Annotated in this window: 18 protein-coding genes; 8 read left to right on the top strand and 10 right to left on the bottom strand. The window is 64.2% G+C overall.

Features of this window, described 5'->3' with window-relative positions; genetic code table 11:
- Positions 1-55: 55 nt before the first annotated feature.
- Positions 56-865 carry an SOS response-associated peptidase gene (locus ACQUSX_RS15795; RefSeq protein ID WP_428907857.1) on the bottom strand — a complete coding sequence of 270 codons (810 nt, stop codon included), beginning with the start codon at positions 863-865 and terminating at the stop codon, positions 56-58.
- Positions 866-877: 12 nt separating this feature from the next.
- The gene (locus ACQUSX_RS15790; RefSeq protein WP_428907858.1) at positions 878-1,756 is read right to left on the bottom strand and encodes a YitT family protein; all 879 of its coding nucleotides are present in this window, start codon (positions 1,754-1,756) and stop codon (positions 878-880) included.
- A gap of 450 nt (positions 1,757-2,206) precedes the next feature.
- On the opposite strand from ACQUSX_RS15790, the gene ACQUSX_RS15785 reads away from it, so the two are divergent.
- The 4 genes from ACQUSX_RS15785 to ACQUSX_RS15770 all read left to right on the top strand — a co-directional run bounded on the left by ACQUSX_RS15785 (position 2,207) and on the right by ACQUSX_RS15770 (position 5,455).
- Positions 2,207-2,560: a zinc ribbon domain-containing protein YjdM gene (locus tag ACQUSX_RS15785; RefSeq protein ID WP_428907859.1), complete on the top strand. Its 354-nt coding sequence runs from the start codon at positions 2,207-2,209 to the stop codon at positions 2,558-2,560.
- A 61-nt stretch (positions 2,561-2,621) separates the two neighbouring features.
- Positions 2,622-3,623: a beta-ketoacyl-ACP synthase 3 gene (locus ACQUSX_RS15780; protein ID WP_428907860.1), complete on the top strand. Its 1,002-nt coding sequence runs from the start codon at positions 2,622-2,624 to the stop codon at positions 3,621-3,623.
- A gap of 147 nt (positions 3,624-3,770) precedes the next feature.
- Positions 3,771-4,973: a beta-ketoacyl-[acyl-carrier-protein] synthase family protein gene (locus ACQUSX_RS15775; protein WP_428907861.1), complete on the top strand. Its 1,203-nt coding sequence runs from the start codon at positions 3,771-3,773 to the stop codon at positions 4,971-4,973.
- A gap of 11 nt (positions 4,974-4,984) precedes the next feature.
- The gene (locus ACQUSX_RS15770) at positions 4,985-5,455 is read left to right on the top strand and encodes a GNAT family N-acetyltransferase (protein WP_428907862.1); all 471 of its coding nucleotides are present in this window, start codon (positions 4,985-4,987) and stop codon (positions 5,453-5,455) included.
- Positions 5,456-5,473: 18 nt separating this feature from the next.
- On the opposite strand, the gene ACQUSX_RS15765 is transcribed toward ACQUSX_RS15770, so the two are convergent.
- From ACQUSX_RS15765 to ACQUSX_RS15750, 4 genes are all read right to left on the bottom strand, one after another.
- Positions 5,474-7,315 (bottom strand): phosphoenolpyruvate carboxykinase (GTP), encoded by a 1,842-nt coding sequence (locus ACQUSX_RS15765; RefSeq protein ID WP_428907863.1) that lies wholly within the window; start codon positions 7,313-7,315, stop codon positions 5,474-5,476.
- A 148-nt stretch (positions 7,316-7,463) separates the two neighbouring features.
- Positions 7,464-7,802: an SH3 domain-containing protein gene (locus tag ACQUSX_RS15760; protein ID WP_428907864.1), complete on the bottom strand. Its 339-nt coding sequence runs from the start codon at positions 7,800-7,802 to the stop codon at positions 7,464-7,466.
- Positions 7,803-7,881: 79 nt separating this feature from the next.
- Positions 7,882-8,403 (bottom strand): hypothetical protein, encoded by a 522-nt coding sequence (locus tag ACQUSX_RS15755; protein ID WP_428907865.1) that lies wholly within the window; start codon positions 8,401-8,403, stop codon positions 7,882-7,884.
- Between the two features lie 31 nt (positions 8,404-8,434).
- Positions 8,435-8,611: a hypothetical protein gene (locus tag ACQUSX_RS15750; RefSeq protein ID WP_428907866.1), complete on the bottom strand. Its 177-nt coding sequence runs from the start codon at positions 8,609-8,611 to the stop codon at positions 8,435-8,437.
- A 144-nt stretch (positions 8,612-8,755) separates the two neighbouring features.
- On the opposite strand from ACQUSX_RS15750, the gene ACQUSX_RS15745 reads away from it, so the two are divergent.
- The 4 genes from ACQUSX_RS15745 (at position 8,756) to ACQUSX_RS15730 (ending at position 13,441) form a co-directional block, all read left to right on the top strand.
- Positions 8,756-10,903, top strand: coding sequence for an NADP-dependent isocitrate dehydrogenase (locus ACQUSX_RS15745; protein ID WP_428907867.1), 2,148 nt, complete (start codon positions 8,756-8,758; stop codon positions 10,901-10,903).
- 62 nt (positions 10,904-10,965) lie between these two features.
- A complete protein-coding gene (locus ACQUSX_RS15740; RefSeq protein WP_428907868.1) occupies positions 10,966-12,621 on the top strand; it encodes a SulP family inorganic anion transporter in 1,656 nt (551 codons plus the stop codon).
- A gap of 100 nt (positions 12,622-12,721) precedes the next feature.
- Positions 12,722-13,066 (top strand): ArsR/SmtB family transcription factor, encoded by a 345-nt coding sequence (locus ACQUSX_RS15735; protein ID WP_428907869.1) that lies wholly within the window; start codon positions 12,722-12,724, stop codon positions 13,064-13,066.
- A 60-nt stretch (positions 13,067-13,126) separates the two neighbouring features.
- A complete protein-coding gene (locus ACQUSX_RS15730; protein WP_428907870.1) occupies positions 13,127-13,441 on the top strand; it encodes a DUF7882 family protein in 315 nt (104 codons plus the stop codon).
- 19 nt (positions 13,442-13,460) lie between these two features.
- Here ACQUSX_RS15730 and ACQUSX_RS15725 read toward each other — a convergent pair whose 3' ends face one another.
- From ACQUSX_RS15725 to ACQUSX_RS15710, 4 genes are all read right to left on the bottom strand, one after another.
- Entirely contained in the window at positions 13,461-14,471 is a 1,011-nt protein-coding gene (locus tag ACQUSX_RS15725; RefSeq protein ID WP_428907871.1) for a hypothetical protein, read from the bottom strand.
- Positions 14,472-14,899: 428 nt separating this feature from the next.
- Entirely contained in the window at positions 14,900-15,238 is a 339-nt protein-coding gene (locus ACQUSX_RS15720; RefSeq protein WP_428907872.1) for a helix-turn-helix domain-containing protein, read from the bottom strand.
- Positions 15,238-16,356, bottom strand: a complete 1,119-nt coding sequence (locus ACQUSX_RS15715) for a tyrosine-type recombinase/integrase (protein ID WP_428907873.1) — start codon at positions 16,354-16,356, stop codon at positions 15,238-15,240. The genes ACQUSX_RS15720 and ACQUSX_RS15715 overlap by 1 nt, the downstream gene beginning before the upstream one ends.
- Positions 16,357-16,758: 402 nt before the next feature.
- The gene (locus tag ACQUSX_RS15710) at positions 16,759-17,082 is read right to left on the bottom strand and encodes a histone-like nucleoid-structuring protein Lsr2 (RefSeq protein ID WP_428907874.1); all 324 of its coding nucleotides are present in this window, start codon (positions 17,080-17,082) and stop codon (positions 16,759-16,761) included.
- Position 17,083 lies beyond the last annotated feature (1 nt).

Below are 17,083 nucleotides of genomic sequence, written 5' to 3'. Positions count from 1 at the left end.
CCCCTCGATCTCTCACTGGCGTGATGCCCTCACCATAGCGACGGAGCCGAGCCGGTCATGCAGGCAGCGGAGTGATGAGCTGCGGCCCGTCGTCGCTGACCTTGAAGGGCGCGACTTGGTCGAAGGCGAGGCTGGATGCTTCGGCGACGCCGGCGCGGACTGCTTCGTCGACGAGCTCCTGGGTTCCCACGATGGTCGGGTCCATCCAGTGCAGCCACATGTGCTGCGGGAGGATCACGGGGTTGCGATCGTGGATCCCCTCGAGCGTTTCGACCGCATCCGACGTGAGGATCGTCGCTGTGAGCTTCCATCGGTCGGGGTCGTCTTCCGCGGCGGTGCGATCGACCCACCAGCTGTAGAGGCCCGCGAACCCGAGCAGCTGCCCTTCTGGGTGATGGATGAACCACGGCTGCTTGGATCCGCGCTCTCCCGTCCATTCGAAGAACCCGTGCGCAGGGATGATCGCGCGGTGGGACTGCACCGGCTTTCGCCAGGTGTTCTTCTCGAGAATGCCCTCGGCCTTCGCGTTATGCGTGGCGAACTTGACCTTGAGCTCTTTCGACCAGGACGGCACCAGCGACCACCGCGCACGCTCGAACCGGAGCTCACCCGATTTCGCCGAATCGAGCAGGATCGGGATGTCCTGCGTAGGAGCGATGTTGTAGCTGGATTCCCAATCCGGCGACCACTCATCCGGGCGCCGACCGGTTTCCGTGACGAACTCAGTGATCTGCTCGTTGACGGTGTCGGCGGAGGGAAGTATTCGTGAGGGTACTATTTGGCACGTTTCGATGTCTGCCGCTGCGTGCTGGGGGCAGTTGACGATGAATGCCGTCGCCGCGTCTCCACGGCAGGATGGCTTCAAAGATTCTCCGCGCTATTCGCTGGTGAAGCCGATCAGCGTGGTTGCGTCGTTAACGATGACGAAGGCGTCAGGGTCGATGGCTTCGATGCGTTCGAGGAGGAGGCTCTCTTCGAGTTTTGGGATGTATGTGGTGACCGTGGAGATGGTGCTGCCGTCTGCCTTGGTCTTCTCGCCGATGAGGACTCGCTGTTTGAATTCGCTCTTCAATGCTTGTGCGAGTTGCACACCTTCAGCGGTGATGATCTGCACGGTCTTGTAGCTCGTCGAACCCGTGATTTTGGAGACCATCGGCGCGACGACCACGTAGAAGAGAAGGAACGAGGCCATGGCTCGGTCGGGGGAAACCACGAATGCTGCGACCACGAACAGGGCAAAGTTGAAGACGAGGATGACTTTGTCGATGTCCATGGATGCGTGTTCGGAGAGAACGTGGGCGAGACTCTCGATGCCGTCCAACGCGCCACCGTATCGGAGCGCAATTCCTACGCCAATACCTAGGAGCACGCCGCCGTATCCAAGCGCGAGCACCAATTCTTGGGTCACGGCTTGGCTGTGGTGAAACACAAACGTGAGGCCGGAAAGTGCCGCGACCCCCACTGTCGTGCGGGCGGCATTCTTCCATCCGCTGTATTTCCAGGCGAGCGCGATGAACGGTGTGTTGAGGACGGCCAGCAACGCGCCCAACGGCCAGCCGAGCGCGTTCGAGAGCAAGATCGCGACCCCGGTGATGCCACCGTCAAGGAGTCCGTTGGGGACCAGGAAGAACTCCAGCCCTACCGCGACACATGCTGCCCCGGCCACGATTGCGAGGAGATGGAATGACTCGGCGTAGATGGGGTGCAGCGCGGCGAAGCGGCGTTTCGCTCGGACTGCTTGCTTCGCGAACGGCATCCGGGGTGTGTCCTTTCGTGATCCGTCGCCGTGCCGACTTCCGGCAGATGTGGCGCAGTGGCGAGGTATAACGGTCGTCAAGTGCACGAACATTGGTGCGTTGCGGGCCGACAAAGGTCGTGGGCCTGCGCGACAGGCGTGCACCGTCTCGTGCGGAGGCAGCGGTTGAGCCGCCCCGAGGTCAGGCGGACTGTTTCGCTTGGAGACTTCAAACACCACCGATTGCACAGTGGTGTGCAGATCAGTCTCGTGGCGTTGTGGGGGTTGGGTAACGAGGGCGTGGCCACCCAACCCCCAGCGTCGCAGGAGCCCAGTGAAACTCCGTGAACGCAGCGACTATCCGACCGGAAAGGATCACCGTCAGAGCGGCCGCTCACCTGGAGTCTATCGCGCCTGAACGTTTCATATCTCGATGTGATGGAATCATCACATCGAGGGTAGAGTCGACGCATGTCCGATGTCGTCCCTGTCTGTCCCGAGTGTTCCAGTGAGCACGCCTACGAGATGGGCGCTCTGATGGTCTGCCCGATGTGCGGCCACGAATGGGCCCCTGAGGACGTCGCCGCGGAGCCGGAGGATTCCTCGCGTGTTGTGAAGGACGCGGTGGGCAACGTGCTCGCGGACGGCGATTCGGTCGTCGTGACTACGTCGGTCAAGGTGAAAGGCTCACCGTCGGGGATCAAAGCGGGGACGAAAGTGCGCGGTATCCGCCTGATCGATCCGGTCAACGGTCATGACATCGACTGCAAGGTCGATGGCTTCGGTGCGATGCTGTTGAAGTCCAGCTTGGTAAAGAAGGCTTGACCTTCACGCTGCTCGGCCGCGGATGCCGGGCGCGAACACATAATCTTTGCTTGGAGTCGCGATGCAGCTGCCGATTGGTTCCGCAGGATCACAAGTGGTGGGGCTCGGCCATTTCGAGCCTAGGGACGTGGTTACGAACGATGACATCGCCCGGTTAGTGGACACCAACGATGAGTGGATTCGTGCTCGCACCGGGATCGTCACTCGACACCTCGCCGCCGAGACGGAAACGGTGGCCGACATGGCGGTTGAGGCCGGCCGGCTCGCGCTCGCTGATGCCACGGTCGAGATCGACCTGGTCGATCTCGTCATCGTCGCGACAACGACGGCCACTGACCGCACACCCAATACGGCCGGGAGAGTCGCTCACGCCCTCGGTGCGAGCGCCCCGGCAATCATCGACATCAACACGGCCTGCTCGGGGTTTTGTCATGCGCTGGCGATTGCGGACAGCGCCATCCGCACGGGCACGGCGACCGCTGCGCTCGTCATCGCCTCGGAGAAGCTGTCCGCGGTGACGGATTGGACGGACCGCAGCACCTGCATTCTCACCGCTGACGGTGCCGGGGCGATGGTCGTCACCGCAAGCGACTCGCCACGGATCAGCGCGGTCTCCTGGGGATCCGCGGCGCGCATGGTCGACACTGTTCGCATCCAAGCACCCACCGATCGGTTCGAGCAAGACGGTCAGAGCGTGTTCCGGTGGGCGATCTCCGAGGCTGCCACCCATGCCAGGGCTGTCATCGAACGTGCGGGGTACACACCCGACGACATCGACGTCCTCGCCGCCCACCAGGCGAATCTGCGCATCATCGAACCTCTCGCGAAGAAGCTGGGATTGGAACACAAGATCGTCCTCACGGACGTCACGGAGTCCGGGAACACCTCGGCCGCGAGCATCCCGCTGGGCCTGTCGAAATGGTGGCATGCCGGACGGATCCCCGAGGATGCACTCACGCTCCTGTTCGGCTTCGGCGGCGGCTTCGCGTATGCCGGCCAACTCATCCGCACCCCCATCCGACGCCTGACGCCGCGGACGGCAACCGCCCTAGGTCGTGAGTAGCCCGTCCGCACCAGCGCAAGCCGTCCGAGTGAGCCGGGGCGTCCTCGATTGGTGCGTCGCCCGGTCGCTCAGCGCATCATTCGACCCTAGAACTCCGCCCCTGCTGGCGAATTGAATCCGCTTACCCCACGAAGGAGCACAACGCTGATGCGCATCGCAATCACCGGCTTTGGAGCCGTAACGCCCGTCGGGCTCGAGACCGCCTCGAGCTGGTCGGCGCTGCTCGCTGGTACCTCCGGGGTGAGAGCCCTGGAGGCGCGGTGGGCGCAGGAGCTTCCCGTGCGCATCGCAGGCCTCGTCGACGACCGGTTCGCCGAGCGACTCTCCGTCCGTGAATCGCGAAGGATGAGCCGTGTCGAGCAGCTCGCGCTCGTTGCGGGACGTGAAGCGTGGGAACACGCAGGCCGTCCCGACGTCGATGGAGATCGCCTGGGCGTTGCGGTGGGAACCGGGGTGGGCGGGATCACCGCGACCTTGGAGCAGGAGCAGGTGCTGTCGGCGTCCGGGTCTCGTCGGGTATCTCCGCACACGATCACGATGCTGATGTCCAACGGCCCCGCGGCCTGGCTGTCCATCGACATCGGGGCGAAGGCGGGGGCCCGCACTGTGGTCAGCGCCTGCGCGTCCGGGTCGGAAGCCATCGGAACCGGACGCGAGATGATCCTCTCCGGGACGGCGGATGTCGTGCTGGTGGGCGGTGCCGAGGCTGCCGTCACCGGGCTCACCATGGCGTCGTTCTCGCAGATGCGGGCGCTATCCAAACGCAACGAGGATCCGACACGGGCGTCCCGTCCGTTCGATGCCTCACGTGACGGGTTCGTGCTTGGCGAAGGGGCGGCGATGCTCGTTCTGGAACGCGAGGACTTTGCCCGGGCACGAGGCGCAATGATCCACGGCTATCTGGACGGTGCGGCCACCACCTCGGATGCCGACGACATCGTCGGCGCTGACCCGGCGAACCAGGCGCGCACAATCCGCCTCGCGCTACGGGCGGCAGGCATGAAGCCGGCAGATGTGGGATTCGTCCACGCTCACGCCACCTCCACTCCCGCCGGCGACGTGCACGAGAGCGAAGCAATCATCGCGTCGGGGATCGAGGCACCCGTGACGTCCACGAAGTCGATGACCGGTCACTTGCTCGGCGCCTCGGGCGCCCTGAGCGCGATCGTCACGGTACTCGCGCTGCGCAACGGGGTCATCCCTCCGACGACGAACGTGGAGCAGGTCGATCCCGACATTCATCTCGATGTCGTGCAGAACGAGAAGCGACCCACACAGGCGGAAACGGCTGTCGTGAACTCGTTCGGTTTCGGCGGACACAACACCGCACTCGTCCTCACCCGCGCCTAGGAGTTCACCCCATGCCTGTCACTCTTCGCCCACTGGATCGCGCTCTCCTCCCCGCATGGTTGGCGCGCAGCCGCAACGCCTACGCGGAAGATCTCGTCACGGCGGGAAACACGCAAGAAGAGGCCAATCGGCTGGCTGCGGCGAGCATGGACCGCGCGTTCCCCGCTGACGTTCCTGCTCCTGGGCATGTGGTCTTCGACGTCGTGGACACGGACGATGCCGCCGTGGGCTACCTGTGGATCGGTCCGGACACGAGCGACGATCCGGGCGCATGGTGGGTGTGGGATATCGAGATCGATGCAGATAAGTATGGTCGCGGTTTCGGGCGCAACGCGATGCTCCTGGGCGAGGAATATGCACGGTCCCACGGCGCGCACACGCTCGGGCTCAACGTGTTCGGCAGTAATCTCCGTGCACGCATCCTCTACGAATCGTTGGGCTACGAGACAGTGTCCGCGAAGATGCGCAAAAGGCTCACCTGACGCCCCGCCGCGAGCTTGTCACCGGCCGGCCACCGTCTTCGCACCGGACTCATGAACCGCGGTGAGGCGCTGTGCGAGTTGCTCGAGCTGCTCGAGGATCCGGGTCGGGACGTGTCCGTCGAATCCGTTGAACCATTTGTCGATCGACGAGGTCTCTGCCGCCCAGTCCGCGCCGTTGACGGCGAGGAGCTGGTCTCGCGCTTCGTCGGTCAGATCGAGGCCCTCGACGTCGAGGTCGTCCAGGGTCGGCAGCATCCCGACCGGTGACGAGCTCGCGGAAACCTGCCCGGCCACGCGACGGCAGATCCACGCCAGCACGCGGGCGTTGTCCCCGAAACCGGGCCAGAGGAAGTCCCCGCTCTCGCCGCGGCGGAACCAGTTGACCTGGAAGATCCGCGGAGCCTGTGCCGGGTCAAGCTGTTCACTGATCGTCAGCCAGTGCTCCCAGTAGTCGGCCATGTTGTATCCGCAGAAGGGGAGCATCGCGAACGGGTCGCGCCGCACCCGGCCCACGGTGCCTTCCGCGGCCGCGGTCTGCTCTGACGCCATCGTGGCGCCCATGAATACGCCGTGATCCCAGTTGTATGCCTCGACCACGAGAGGTGTGGTTGTGGCGCGGCGTCCGCCGAAGAGGATCGCGTCGAGCGGCACAGCCCGGCCGGAGAAGTACTCGTCTGCGATGAGTGGGCACGCGCTGGCGGAGACAGTGAAACGGGAGTTCGGGTGCGCGGCCGGGGTGCCTGCACCGGGCTGCCACGGTTGCCCCTGCCAGTCGGTGAGCTCGGCGGGGGCCGGGGAGAGTCCTTCCCACCACACGTCCCGCTCTGGGGTGAGGGCGACGTTGGTGAAGATGGTGTCGCGTTCGATCATCTGCGTCGCGACGGGGTTGGTACCGGGGCCGGTTCCTGGGGCGACGCCGAAGAATCCTGCTTCCGGGTTGATCGCCCACATTCGTCCGTCTCCGCCGGGCCTCATCCAGACGATGTCATCGCCGAGCGTCTCGACTTTCCACCCCGGCAGTGTTGGCTGCAGCATGGACAAGTTCGTCTTCCCACACGCGGATGGGAAGGCCGCGGCGATGTGGAAGGGGCGTCCTTCGGGTGAGGTGAGGCGGACGAGGAGCATGTGTTCAGCGAGCCATCCTTCGTCCCGGCCGAGGACGCTCGCGATCCGCAGCGCGAAGCACTTCTTCGCCAGCAGTGCGTTGCCGCCGTATCCGGAACCGTAGGACCACACTTCGCGGGTCTCCGGGAAATGGGCGATGTACTTGTCCGTGTTGCTGGGCCAGGTCGTGTCGGTGTCGTCGTCGGCGAGCGGTGCGCCCACGCTGTGCACGGTCGGCACCCAGTGCGCGCCCTCGTCGATGCGGGTGCGCACGTCACGGCTCACCCGCGTCATCATCCCCATTGACAGTGCCGCGTAGGCGGAGTCGGTGACCTGGAGTCCGTACCGGGCCAAGGAGCTGTCAGCGACGCCCATCGAGAATGGGACGACGAACATGGTTCGCCCCCGCATCGCTCCCGCGAATCGTGCCGCGAGCTCCGTGCGCATGCTTTGGGGGTCACGCCAGTTGTTCGTCGGCCCGGCATCAGCTTCCGACTCGGAGCAGATGAACGTGCGCGCCTCCACACGGGCGACATCGCCCGCGTCGGAGCGGGCCAGGTAACTGCCGGGCCGGCGATTCGGGTCGAGCTTGATCAGCTTCCCGTCCGCGACGCTCTGCGCGAGCAGAGCCGCACGCTCATCCGGGGTGTCGTAGTACCAGACGACCCGGTCCGGCCGTGTCAGCGCGGCGACCTCGGCAACCCAGAGGTCGCAATCGTGGGCACCGGTGGGGATGGAGGGAAGGGCAGAACGCATCGGGCTTCCTTTCGCTTTCTTCCAGACTTACCGGCTGCACGTAGGGGGCGTGGCCAGATCGGGTCGAAAGAACTAGCTATTTTGATGAATTGATCATTTCGTAAACCCGGAGGCGTGGCTGTGACGATCTGGGCCGCGCGGTTCCGTGTCAGGTCACGCCGAAGGCGTCATACGGCACCCAGCCGGCAGCGCCGCTCCGATCCTGACACCAGCTTTGCCTGCTGGCGGGGTCGTCGATGATCACGGTGACGACCTCACCAGCCACCACAGGAAGTTCCGTCGTGTCGTAGCTGAACAGAACCGTCGCGTCAGGTCGCGCGGCGCTCAGGTAACGGACCGGAATCCGCCCCTTGCCGTTGGTGGTACTCACATGCACAAACGACACGTCGTCGGTGTCACCGTCAACGCGGACGCGATCGCCCGCCCGGGTGCGGAACGGCGGGTGGGCCGGGGCATGGTGGTCGTGCTGCACGCGTGCTCGGCGCATAGGCAGGCCCTCTCTTGCTCAGTCCTGCAGGGCACAGGCGGGATGTTCGATGGTGTGGCTCGCGTCAATGACGCGTGCCTCAGTGCAGGGGCCGCGCGGAAAGGGGTACCCAGCCAGCGACCACTGTCCCCGCATCAACGGCATCGTTGAGGCCCTCCAGGGCCCAGGTGGATTCGTTGATCTGCAGTCCGGTGCCGGTGATCATCAGGATGTCCCGGCGGGTGGCGAGGAGACGGCGAATGGCGGCGGTTTCCGGGTCATGGGAGTCGATCGGTGCATCCACGGTGACTTTCCACACTGCATCGGGAAGGGTGCCACCGATCCGCGCGGTGCCGTCGCGTGCGACATCCATGGTCGCTGCCGTCGACGCCACGCGGGGCGCGTCCTGGGCGATACGTCCCAGATTCGGGTCGACAACAAGACCGAACCCCGCACCCAGCAGCGACGCAACCCAAGTATTGCGTGCTTCGCCGTCGCGTGTCTGCAGCGTCAGCCACTCCTGTGGTTCCAACACGAAAGTCGGTACCCATTCCGTTCGCCCGTTCACCGTGAAAACGACGATCCGCCACACATAGAGGTTGGCGGTCTCTTGGGGAATCATGTGCTGTCCTTTCGCCGCCGACGGGTCACGCTCACCTCATGCCGCGCCGCGCGACGGTGAACGGGATGAAGAACGCCAGGCAGATCGACAGGATGCCCCCGATGAAGATCAGGGCGTTGAACGCCGGCGCCTCCTGGGCGATCCCGACGAGGAAGATCCCCCCGACGAGGAAGATCATGGTGAGAAGAAACTGCATGATGACGGCCATCTGCGCTCCTGGGTCTCGTGTGCGGGCCCCACGTGGAGTATGAGGCGGCCGCAGTGTGAAATGATGAGTTTGTCAAATCATAAACCAACGACGGCGACCTGGACATGCCTGGTGCAGCGCGTGGTCGGGTCGTGATGGGAATTCATGAAGATCATCTGGACGCTGACGGACGAGTCTCCCCGTCTCGCCTCCCTCACACTGCTCCCCTTGGTACAGGCCTTCGCAGCCCTCGCGGACGTGAAAGTCGAAGCCCGAGACATCTCGCTCCCGGCACGGATCCTGGCCCAGTTCCCCGAGCGGCTCAGCCCGGCCCAGCATCGCCCTGATGCGATGGTCGAACTCGCACAGCTCACGTCGTCCCCGCGCGCGAACGTCATCAAGCTGCCGAACATGTCGGCGTCAGTCCCGCAGATCAAGGCTGCGATCGCCGACCTGCAGGCGCAGGGCTTCAACCTGCCCGACTACCCCGACTCGATCGTCACGGGCGAGGACCGCGACGTGCGGCGGCGGTACGGGAAGACGAAAGGCAGCGCCGTGAATCCGGTGCTGCGAGAGGGAAACTCGGATCGTCGGGCCCCGCAGTCGGTGAAGTCCTACGCCCGCAAACATCCGCATCACATGGGCAGGTGGAGCCCAGACTCCCGCACTCGCGTCGCCACCATGAATGGTGACGACTTCCGTGCGAACGAGAAGACCTGGGTGGCGCCGGCAGACGATCTGCTCACCATCACGTTCATCGATGACACGGGCCGCGCCCGCGTTTTGCGAGGCTCGGTTCCTGTCCTCACCGGAGAGGTCGTCGACGCGAGCGTGCTGCGTGCCGGTCCACTACGTGCGTTCCTCGACGATCAGATCCAGCGTGCGAAGGCTGAGGACCTGCTGTTCTCTGTGCACCTGAAGGCGACCATGATGAAGGTCTCAGACCCGATCATCTTCGGGCACGTGATCCGAGCATTCTTCCCGGCAGTGTTCGACCGCCACGGCGCCGAGCTCGCCGCAGCGGGGTACACACCCAATCACGGGCTCGCCTCGCTCCTAAGCGGCCTCGACGCGCTGCCGAATGGTGCCGAGATACCCCGAGCCTTCCAGGAAGGGATCGATGACGGACCCGCCCTGGCAATGGTCGACGTGGGCAAAGGAATCACGAACCTGCACGCCCCAAACGATGTGATCATCGACGCATCGATGCCGGCCATGATCCGCACCTCCGGGCACATGTGGGGCCCCGATGGCCTCGAGCGCGACACCCTCGCCGTCATCCCCGACTCGAGCTACGCCGGCATCTACCAGAAGGTCATCGACGACTGCCGCACCCACGGCGCCTTCAACCCAGCCACCCTCGGATCCGTGGCGAACGTCGGACTCATGGCACAGAAGGCCGAAGAGTACGGCTCCCACAACAAGACCTTCGAGATGACCAGCACCGGCACCGTTCAGGTGACGAACGCGGCGGGAGAGATCCTCCTCGAACATCACGTTGCGACCGGAGACATCTGGCGAGCCTGCCAGACCACAGATGTCGCCATCCGCGACTGGGTGACCCTGGCCGTCACACGTGCCCGGGCCAGCGGTACACCCGCCGTGTTCTGGCTCGACCCCACACGCGCACACGACACCGCACTCAGCGAAATCGTTCATGCGTACCTGAAACGCGAGGACACGGACGGACTGGATATCCAGGTCCTGCCGCCGGAGGAAGCAATGGACTACTCGCTAGCGCGGATCCGCCGCGGCGAAGACACGATCTCCGTCACCGGCAATCTCCTCCGCGACTACCTCACCGACCTGTTCCCGATCATGGAACTCGGAACCTCCTCACGGATGCTCTCCGTCGTCCCGCTCCTCAGCGGCGGCCGCGTCTTCGAAACCGGCGCCGGCGGCACCGCCCCCACACTTACGCGCGCATTCGAAGAAACCGGACACTTCGGCTGGGACAGCACCGGAGAACTCCTCGCCCTCGCCGAAAGCCTGCAGTTCGTCGCCGATCGCACCGGAAACGCCAACGCGGCCATCCTGAGCGAGACTCTCTCCGAAGCCACCGAACAACTGCTGGACATGGGCCTCACCCCCGCCAGCGGACACTCCGTCATCGACACCCGAGAAAGCCACCTCCATCTCGCCAGCCTCTGGTACCTCGCCCTCCGGCACACACCCATCGCTGCGCGCGTCGCCCAGAGCATTCCCTCCGCCGTCCTGTCCACCCTGCGCCAAGTCAGTGCCGCACCCGCTCCCGAGACCGAACACCAATGGAGCGGCGCAACCCTGTGGAATGATGGCATGAGAAACTCATGAAAATCGACAGGAGGCCCTTGCGGTCTCGTACGTTCGCACACGATGACGCCGAAGGGGCGTAGATGAATCTCTCTCGCTCGATCGGGCTGCTGCTTCCGCACGCATCGGATTATCGATCGCTGCGCAGATCCTGGCGCGGCGATCTCGTCGCCGGAATCACCGTCGGCATCGTCGCCCTTCCCCTCGCGCTCGCGTTCGGAGTCAGCTCCGGCGCAGGAGCCGAGGCGGGGCTGATCACCGCGATCGTCGCCGGCATCGTCGCCGCCGTCTTCGGCGGGTCGAACGTGCAGGTCTCCGGCCCCACGGGCGCAATGGTCGTCGTCCTCGGGCCGATCATCGCTGTTCATGGTCCAGAGGCGGTGGCCGTCGTGAGCGTCCTGGGCGGGATCATTGTGCTCATCGCGGGGGTGTTCCGGCTCGGGCGGATGGTGTCATACATACCCTGGCCCGTCATCGAGGGGTTCACCTTCGGTATCGCGATCATCATCTTCCTCCAACAAGTGCCCGCCGCGATCGGTTCACAGCCCGGTCCCAGCAGCAACGCCTTCGTCTCCGCTGTCCAAGCAGTCGGAACGACGACCTGGACCGAAGCGGCGTGGGCGCTCGGCGTCGTCATCGCTGTCGCTGCCGTGATGATCTACCTCCCCAAGCTTCACCGGCAACTTCCCGCCTCCATCCTCGCGATCATCATCGTCACCGTGATCGCGGTGATCGCCGATCTGCCGCTGGACCGCATCGGGGCATTGCCGTCTTCCCTGCCCGCGCCGGCATTACCGCAGATCGATGCGGCTAGCCTGACGAGTTTCGTCGGACCCGCGTTCACGATCGCAGCCCTCGCCGCAATCGAATCGCTCCTGTCCGCCCGGGTAGCAGCCTCGATCTCAGACACCGGCCCCTACGACGCTGACCGGGAACTCGTCGGCCAGGGCCTCGCTTCCGTCGCTTCCGGATTCTTCGGCGGGATGCCTGCCACCGGTGCGATCGCGCGAACCGCCGTCAACGTCCGATCCGGCGCCCGCACCCGTGCGGCCTCCATCATCCACGGTCTCGTCCTGTTGACGGTCGTCTACCTGGCCACGACGGCAGTCGCGCAGATCCCGCTCGCCGCGCTGTCCGGGGTGCTCATGGTCACCGCGACCCGGATGATCTCCCTCGCCACCGTCCGCAGCGTCATCACCGCCAGCAAATCCGACGCCACGGTGTTCATCGCCACCGCCGTGGTCACGGTGTCGTTCGATCTCATCATCGCCGTCGGAATCGGCATCATCGCCGCCGCCTTCTTCGCCCTCCGAGGACTCGCCGCCTCCGGAGGCGTTCACCGCGAAGAACTTCCCGCCCCGTCCGCCCCCGAAGACGACGAGATCGCCTTGTTCCGCCTCGACGGGGCGCTCTTCTTCGGCGCCGCCGACCGGATGACGGAGGAGATCAACAAGATCAGCAACGTCTCCGTCGTCATCCTCCGCCTCTCCCAACTCCAAGTCCTCGACGCCACCGGTGCCCGCGTCATCACCGAACTCGTGCACTCCCTCGAGCGCCGCGGCATCACCGTCCTCATCAAAGGCGTCCAAGACCGGCATCTGCGCGTCGCAACCCGCGTCGGCGTCATCGCCGCACTCCGCCACCAGAACCACCTCTTCACTCACCTCTCCGAGGCCGTCGAACACGCCCGCAGCCACGTCCGACGCAGCCACACAACGTCAGACACACCGAGAGAATGAGACCCCCGAGAGAATGAGACGATGACATCACCCGCACCGACCGAACACGGACGACCAGCAGCCCCTGCCCCGGCGACCGCACACACAAATGAGGATCACCATGCCTAACCCCCTCGGCGCTGAGAGACCTCTCTATGAGGTCAAGGCCAACCTCTTCAAAGCGCTCGCCCACCCTGTTCGCGTCCGTATCCTCGAGATCGTCAGCGCGACCGACGAGGTGTCCGTCAGCGCCCTCATCAACGACGTCGACATCGAACCCTCGCACCTGTCCCAGCACCTCGCCGTGCTCCGACGACACAACCTCGTCATCTCCGAACGCCGAGGAAGCCAGGTCTTCTACCGGGCGACCACCTCCCACGTCACCGAACTGCTCCAGGTATCCCGCGCCCTCCTCGTAGAAGCACTTGAACACACCCTCGCCCAACTACACACCGCAACAGTATGAAGACACAGCGCTGACCGAGACGCGACCGCGGTTCCTCGCTCACAGCGGTACTGTCAAAGCATGGGAAGCCTCCACTACGGCGGCGCGGTCGAACCAATACTGATCGATGATCGCGCGCTGACACACCTCAAGGTCGTGATAGCCACCAAACTACGGCGGCAGGAGAGCTTCACCCTCACCTGGAAGCACCCCGAAGGACGGGACCATGGATATTCCGCCATCTGGATCCACCCTTCCATCCCCCTCAGATTCGTATTCGACGAGCCCGAACCCGTCACACTCAACATGGAGTGGATCCACCAGCTCATGAACTCCGCCAATTCCTCTGGCGGCATCCACCTCGTCGACGAGATCCTCGACGACGACGAGATTTGAGATTCCAAGCCTCCTTGCCCTATGCCCGCAGGTCCGGATACTGCGACCAGACACCGCCGGCACGCTCCTTTCGCCGATCGGCGGTCGCACCCACGACGCCGACGACATCCGCCATCACAGCGGCCGGCATCCGCATCGCAAGTAGGTTCATTCGAGTCTCGCGTGACACCCGAGCGTTGATCCCCAGTTCTCGGAGACGAAAGCGAATGTACGCCGCGGTGAGGTGCGCACCGGGAGACATCCCCTCGAACACCCATTCCGAGTCGCCGACCGCATAGCCTCGACGTGGCGGCGCGGTGAGATGCAGTCGCACGAGCTCACCAACACCGCTTTCGAGCTCTATCGGAGTGCTGCCGAATCGCACGGACACGTGCTGGTCGGAGACGCTCACGCGATCTCGCGTCAGGCTGACCGAGCGTTCGAGTGGCTGGGCATAGAGGAGCGTGAAGAGCCCGACAATGCGAACTTCTCGCTCGATGTCGTCGCCTTCGACGAGGAGGTCGATGGCACTCCAGAGCTCGTCTTCGGTGACGACGGCCAAGGGTGTTGTCGGTGTGCGTTCGAAGGTGATCAAACCGCCAGCCAGCCCGGAACTCATCGCCCAACGGACGAAGTGGTACACGGTCTCGCGGCCCGAGTTGCGTGCGGTGTAGTGGTTGAGTGTCGCCTGATCGAGTTCTAGGACTGCCAAACCTCGCTCGTAAAGCCACATGAGGAATCGTGCGATCACCCGGATCTGGCCCCGGTTGACCGTGAAAGTCCCGACGGACAGATCCCGCCCTCGGTCCCGATATCGCCGGTGCAGCCTCGGCAAGAGTTCCCAGCGGTAGAAGCGGCGCAGCGTGTTAGCGGAGTTCTGCTCGAGCGTGGCTGCAACGCTCGAGACGTACGTGGTGAGTTCATGCTGCAGGACATGGATCGGGGGTAGGACGCCCGCGGTGATGAGCAGCCGACGAAAGTAGCGGGTCGATGCCTTCTGAGGAAGCAGGTCGATGACCTCATGCCCGACGGAGAGGCTGCCGTTCGCCATTCCCGTCAGTGTTCTGGCGACGTGGGGGCGTCTCAGCCACTTCACAACTGACCGCGGATCGATAGCGGCAGCAACGAGATAGTGCCGTAGTCGCTGCAGCTCCTCGGGAGCCGAAGCGTCGGGCCCGACTATCTCATCCAAACGATGCTGCAGCCGGCACCGGCCGCAATGCGAGCCAGTCAGAAACTGCTCGCTCCCGCAAGTGCTGCAAGCGAATCTCGACGGTTCCCCGGCGCAGGTCGCACACGTGATCACCCCGTTGCTGGCAACGAATGCAAGTACACGGATTTCGCCGCAGGACGGGCACTCCGACGGGTTCCGACGGAGTGCGCTGTAGCAGACGTTGCAAATTCGTCCACCGAGGAGCGAGTAGAGCGCCTTCGTCGCGCGCCCACAGCGGTCACACCGCCTCGTTGAGGCTCTCTCGGTCATCGACCGGATTCAGAGGGACGGTGCAGTCGCGCGCGAACCGGCCGCAGGTCTCCGATCCCGGTGTCAGTCTGACCGCGGGCGGATCCTGTCTTTCTACCGATAACCGGCTGCGCCGTCACCGTGATCAGGTCATTCGGCTGACAGCCGAAGATGCGGCACAGCGCGGCCAGCACCTCAACGTTTAGCCGCTCCGGAGATCGCGTAACCAACCGGTAAACCTGCTCACGCGACAGGTCGACTCCCTGTTCTCGTAGAGGCTGGATCAGCTCGGTAGTCTGGAACATCCCGGCTTCCGCCATCCGTGCACGCAGGTGCCAATCGATTGAGCTCATCATCACTGTCCCCCTGTGTTCCGTTGCAGTGCTTCGGCGAGCACCCGGTTCTTGAAGTCGTCGCCGACCGATGTGTAGATGGCTGTCGTCGACGCATACGCATGCCCGACCTGGTCCTGGACGAACTTCTCGCTGTACCCCCACTCGATGAGGTTCGTCACATACGAGTGCCGAAGGGCGTGCGGGGTGATTTCGACGGGCAGCCCTGCCTCATCGCGAAGTTCGGCGAACCGCACGTTCAAGTAGCGAGGGCTGACCCGCGTGCGGCGCTCCGTCGGCCAAAGAACACTCGTCTCCCAGTCGTCGAGCAGGCGCGGCCGCCCCAGGTCCACCCACTGTGTGAGACCCTCGATGACCCAGTCAAACTCGGGCAGCGTCAAAACGGTCCGCCTCTTGGGGCCTGTACCCCGCGTGCCCTTCCCGTGCCTAACGTAAAGTGCCCCAAAGGAACCGAACCGAGTGGCGGACGGGTTCGAGCGCAGGTCAGGGACGTCGAGCCAGATACACTCGGCTCGACGCAGCCCGAAGGCATAAATGGTCTTGAACATCTGCGCATCACGGAGCGCACTGAGCGCCCCCTTCTTACCTGCCCGGACAATGGTCTCCACCCGCGCGTCAGCGGCTTCGAAGAACCGCTCCAGTTCATCGAAGGTGAGAGCCCTTCGGGCAGGCGTGCCTTCATAGTCCAGCAGATGCGAGAAGGTGTTCCATTCGTGGCAGATCTGCTGAGGTGCCAAACCAAATCGAGTGACGCACTCCGCCTGCCAGCCGTAGCGCGGGTCTGTGATGAAGTCACAGAACCACCGAACGGTGAGCTGATAGCTCCGAAGCGTGGACCTGCTCAGCGGAGCGGAGCCTGACCGAGCTCGACTCGTATAGTCCTCGAGATCTCTCGGCTCCCACCGCCACGGATATGCCGAGCAGTAGTCAGTGAAGCGTTGGATGAACTGGCGCCGCCGCTCGATCGTAATCGCCTGTAGCCCCCGGCTGGCCTGTTGATCAGCCCATCCATCCAGCATCGCTTCGAAGACAAACTTCTCCTCATCGAGGACGACGACGTTGCCAGCCAGCCGCAACGGCGATTCCACGCCGCCTCCATAACCCAAATCCACGCGATCCATGTTGCACTAGTTGCATCATTGATGCAACTAAAGATGAATGGCCTCATGGAGAATCTGTCCGTAATGGTGTTCCCATTACGGCGACGCAAATCGCGTCAGAGAGGCCGACGCCACGCATCCTGCGATCCACGCTGACTGATTCGGCGAACGACCTCCCCCCAGAGTTCTCACACAAAGTCGCAGTTCGGACAGCTCAACTAGAGAGAAAACCTGATGAACAACAGTTTTTGACGGGTTGCATCCGATGACGACACTTCCCGGTTAATCTGAAAGAGCGAAGCGGCCGCACATGCCTCGCACGCTAGTACAGGCCACAGACGCCCCGCACGGCGCGATCAGCGCCCTGGACGGCTCATCGTGCGCGAAGAGGCGCGGTAGAGCGTCAGAGGCTCGCTGGAGGGCCTAGCGGGCGTTGTACGCCTTCTCGACGTCGCCGGAGATCCGGCCACGATCTGCGACCTCGTATCCGTTCTCCCGAGCCCAGGCACGGATCGCATCGAGATCTCTGCTCGAGCTGCGTCGACGAGGAGCCCCAGATCCACCCTGCCGACGACCGGCCTTGACGAACGGGGCGAGTGCCTCCTGCAGCGCGGCCGCGTTCTCTGCACTCAGGTCGATCTCGTAAGCCTTGCCATCGAGACCGAACCTAACCGTCTCGCCCTGACCGTCTTCGAGCTGCATCCCATCGAGGTCGTCGACGAGCTGGTGAATGATCCTTCGAGCCATG

Origin of the sequence: Microbacterium alcoholitolerans, from assembly GCF_050408615.1 — a bacterium.
In the GTDB taxonomy this organism is placed as follows: Bacteria; Actinomycetota; Actinomycetes; order Actinomycetales; family Microbacteriaceae; genus Microbacterium.
Note: the sequence above shows the minus strand (reverse complement) of the source record. Positions and strands in the feature narration are given on the sequence as shown.

Coding starts and splice junctions, on each gene's coding strand:
- ACQUSX_RS15760 (WP_428907864.1), bottom strand. CDS start 7,802: ATGCGCCGAGCACGCGTGCAGCACGACCACCATGCCCCGGCCCACCCG.
- ACQUSX_RS15785 (WP_428907859.1), top strand. CDS start 2,207: ATGTCCGATGTCGTCCCTGTCTGTCCCGAGTGTTCCAGTGAGCACGCC.
- ACQUSX_RS15725 (WP_428907871.1), bottom strand. CDS start 14,471: ATGGCGAACGGCAGCCTCTCCGTCGGGCATGAGGTCATCGACCTGCTT.
- ACQUSX_RS15765 (WP_428907863.1), bottom strand. CDS start 7,315: ATGCGTTCTGCCCTTCCCTCCATCCCCACCGGTGCCCACGATTGCGAC.
- ACQUSX_RS15730 (WP_428907870.1), top strand. CDS start 13,127: ATGGGAAGCCTCCACTACGGCGGCGCGGTCGAACCAATACTGATCGAT.
- ACQUSX_RS15755 (WP_428907865.1), bottom strand. CDS start 8,403: ATGATTCCCCAAGAGACCGCCAACCTCTATGTGTGGCGGATCGTCGTT.
- ACQUSX_RS15750 (WP_428907866.1), bottom strand. CDS start 8,611: ATGGCCGTCATCATGCAGTTTCTTCTCACCATGATCTTCCTCGTCGGG.
- ACQUSX_RS15745 (WP_428907867.1), top strand. CDS start 8,756: ATGAAGATCATCTGGACGCTGACGGACGAGTCTCCCCGTCTCGCCTCC.
- ACQUSX_RS15780 (WP_428907860.1), top strand. CDS start 2,622: ATGCAGCTGCCGATTGGTTCCGCAGGATCACAAGTGGTGGGGCTCGGC.
- ACQUSX_RS15735 (WP_428907869.1), top strand. CDS start 12,722: ATGCCTAACCCCCTCGGCGCTGAGAGACCTCTCTATGAGGTCAAGGCC.
- ACQUSX_RS15710 (WP_428907874.1), bottom strand. CDS start 17,082: ATGGCTCGAAGGATCATTCACCAGCTCGTCGACGACCTCGATGGGATG.
- ACQUSX_RS15790 (WP_428907858.1), bottom strand. CDS start 1,756: ATGCCGTTCGCGAAGCAAGCAGTCCGAGCGAAACGCCGCTTCGCCGCG.
- ACQUSX_RS15715 (WP_428907873.1), bottom strand. CDS start 16,356: ATGGATCGCGTGGATTTGGGTTATGGAGGCGGCGTGGAATCGCCGTTG.
- ACQUSX_RS15720 (WP_428907872.1), bottom strand. CDS start 15,238: ATGATGAGCTCAATCGATTGGCACCTGCGTGCACGGATGGCGGAAGCC.
- ACQUSX_RS15740 (WP_428907868.1), top strand. CDS start 10,966: ATGAATCTCTCTCGCTCGATCGGGCTGCTGCTTCCGCACGCATCGGAT.
- ACQUSX_RS15775 (WP_428907861.1), top strand. CDS start 3,771: ATGCGCATCGCAATCACCGGCTTTGGAGCCGTAACGCCCGTCGGGCTC.
- ACQUSX_RS15770 (WP_428907862.1), top strand. CDS start 4,985: ATGCCTGTCACTCTTCGCCCACTGGATCGCGCTCTCCTCCCCGCATGG.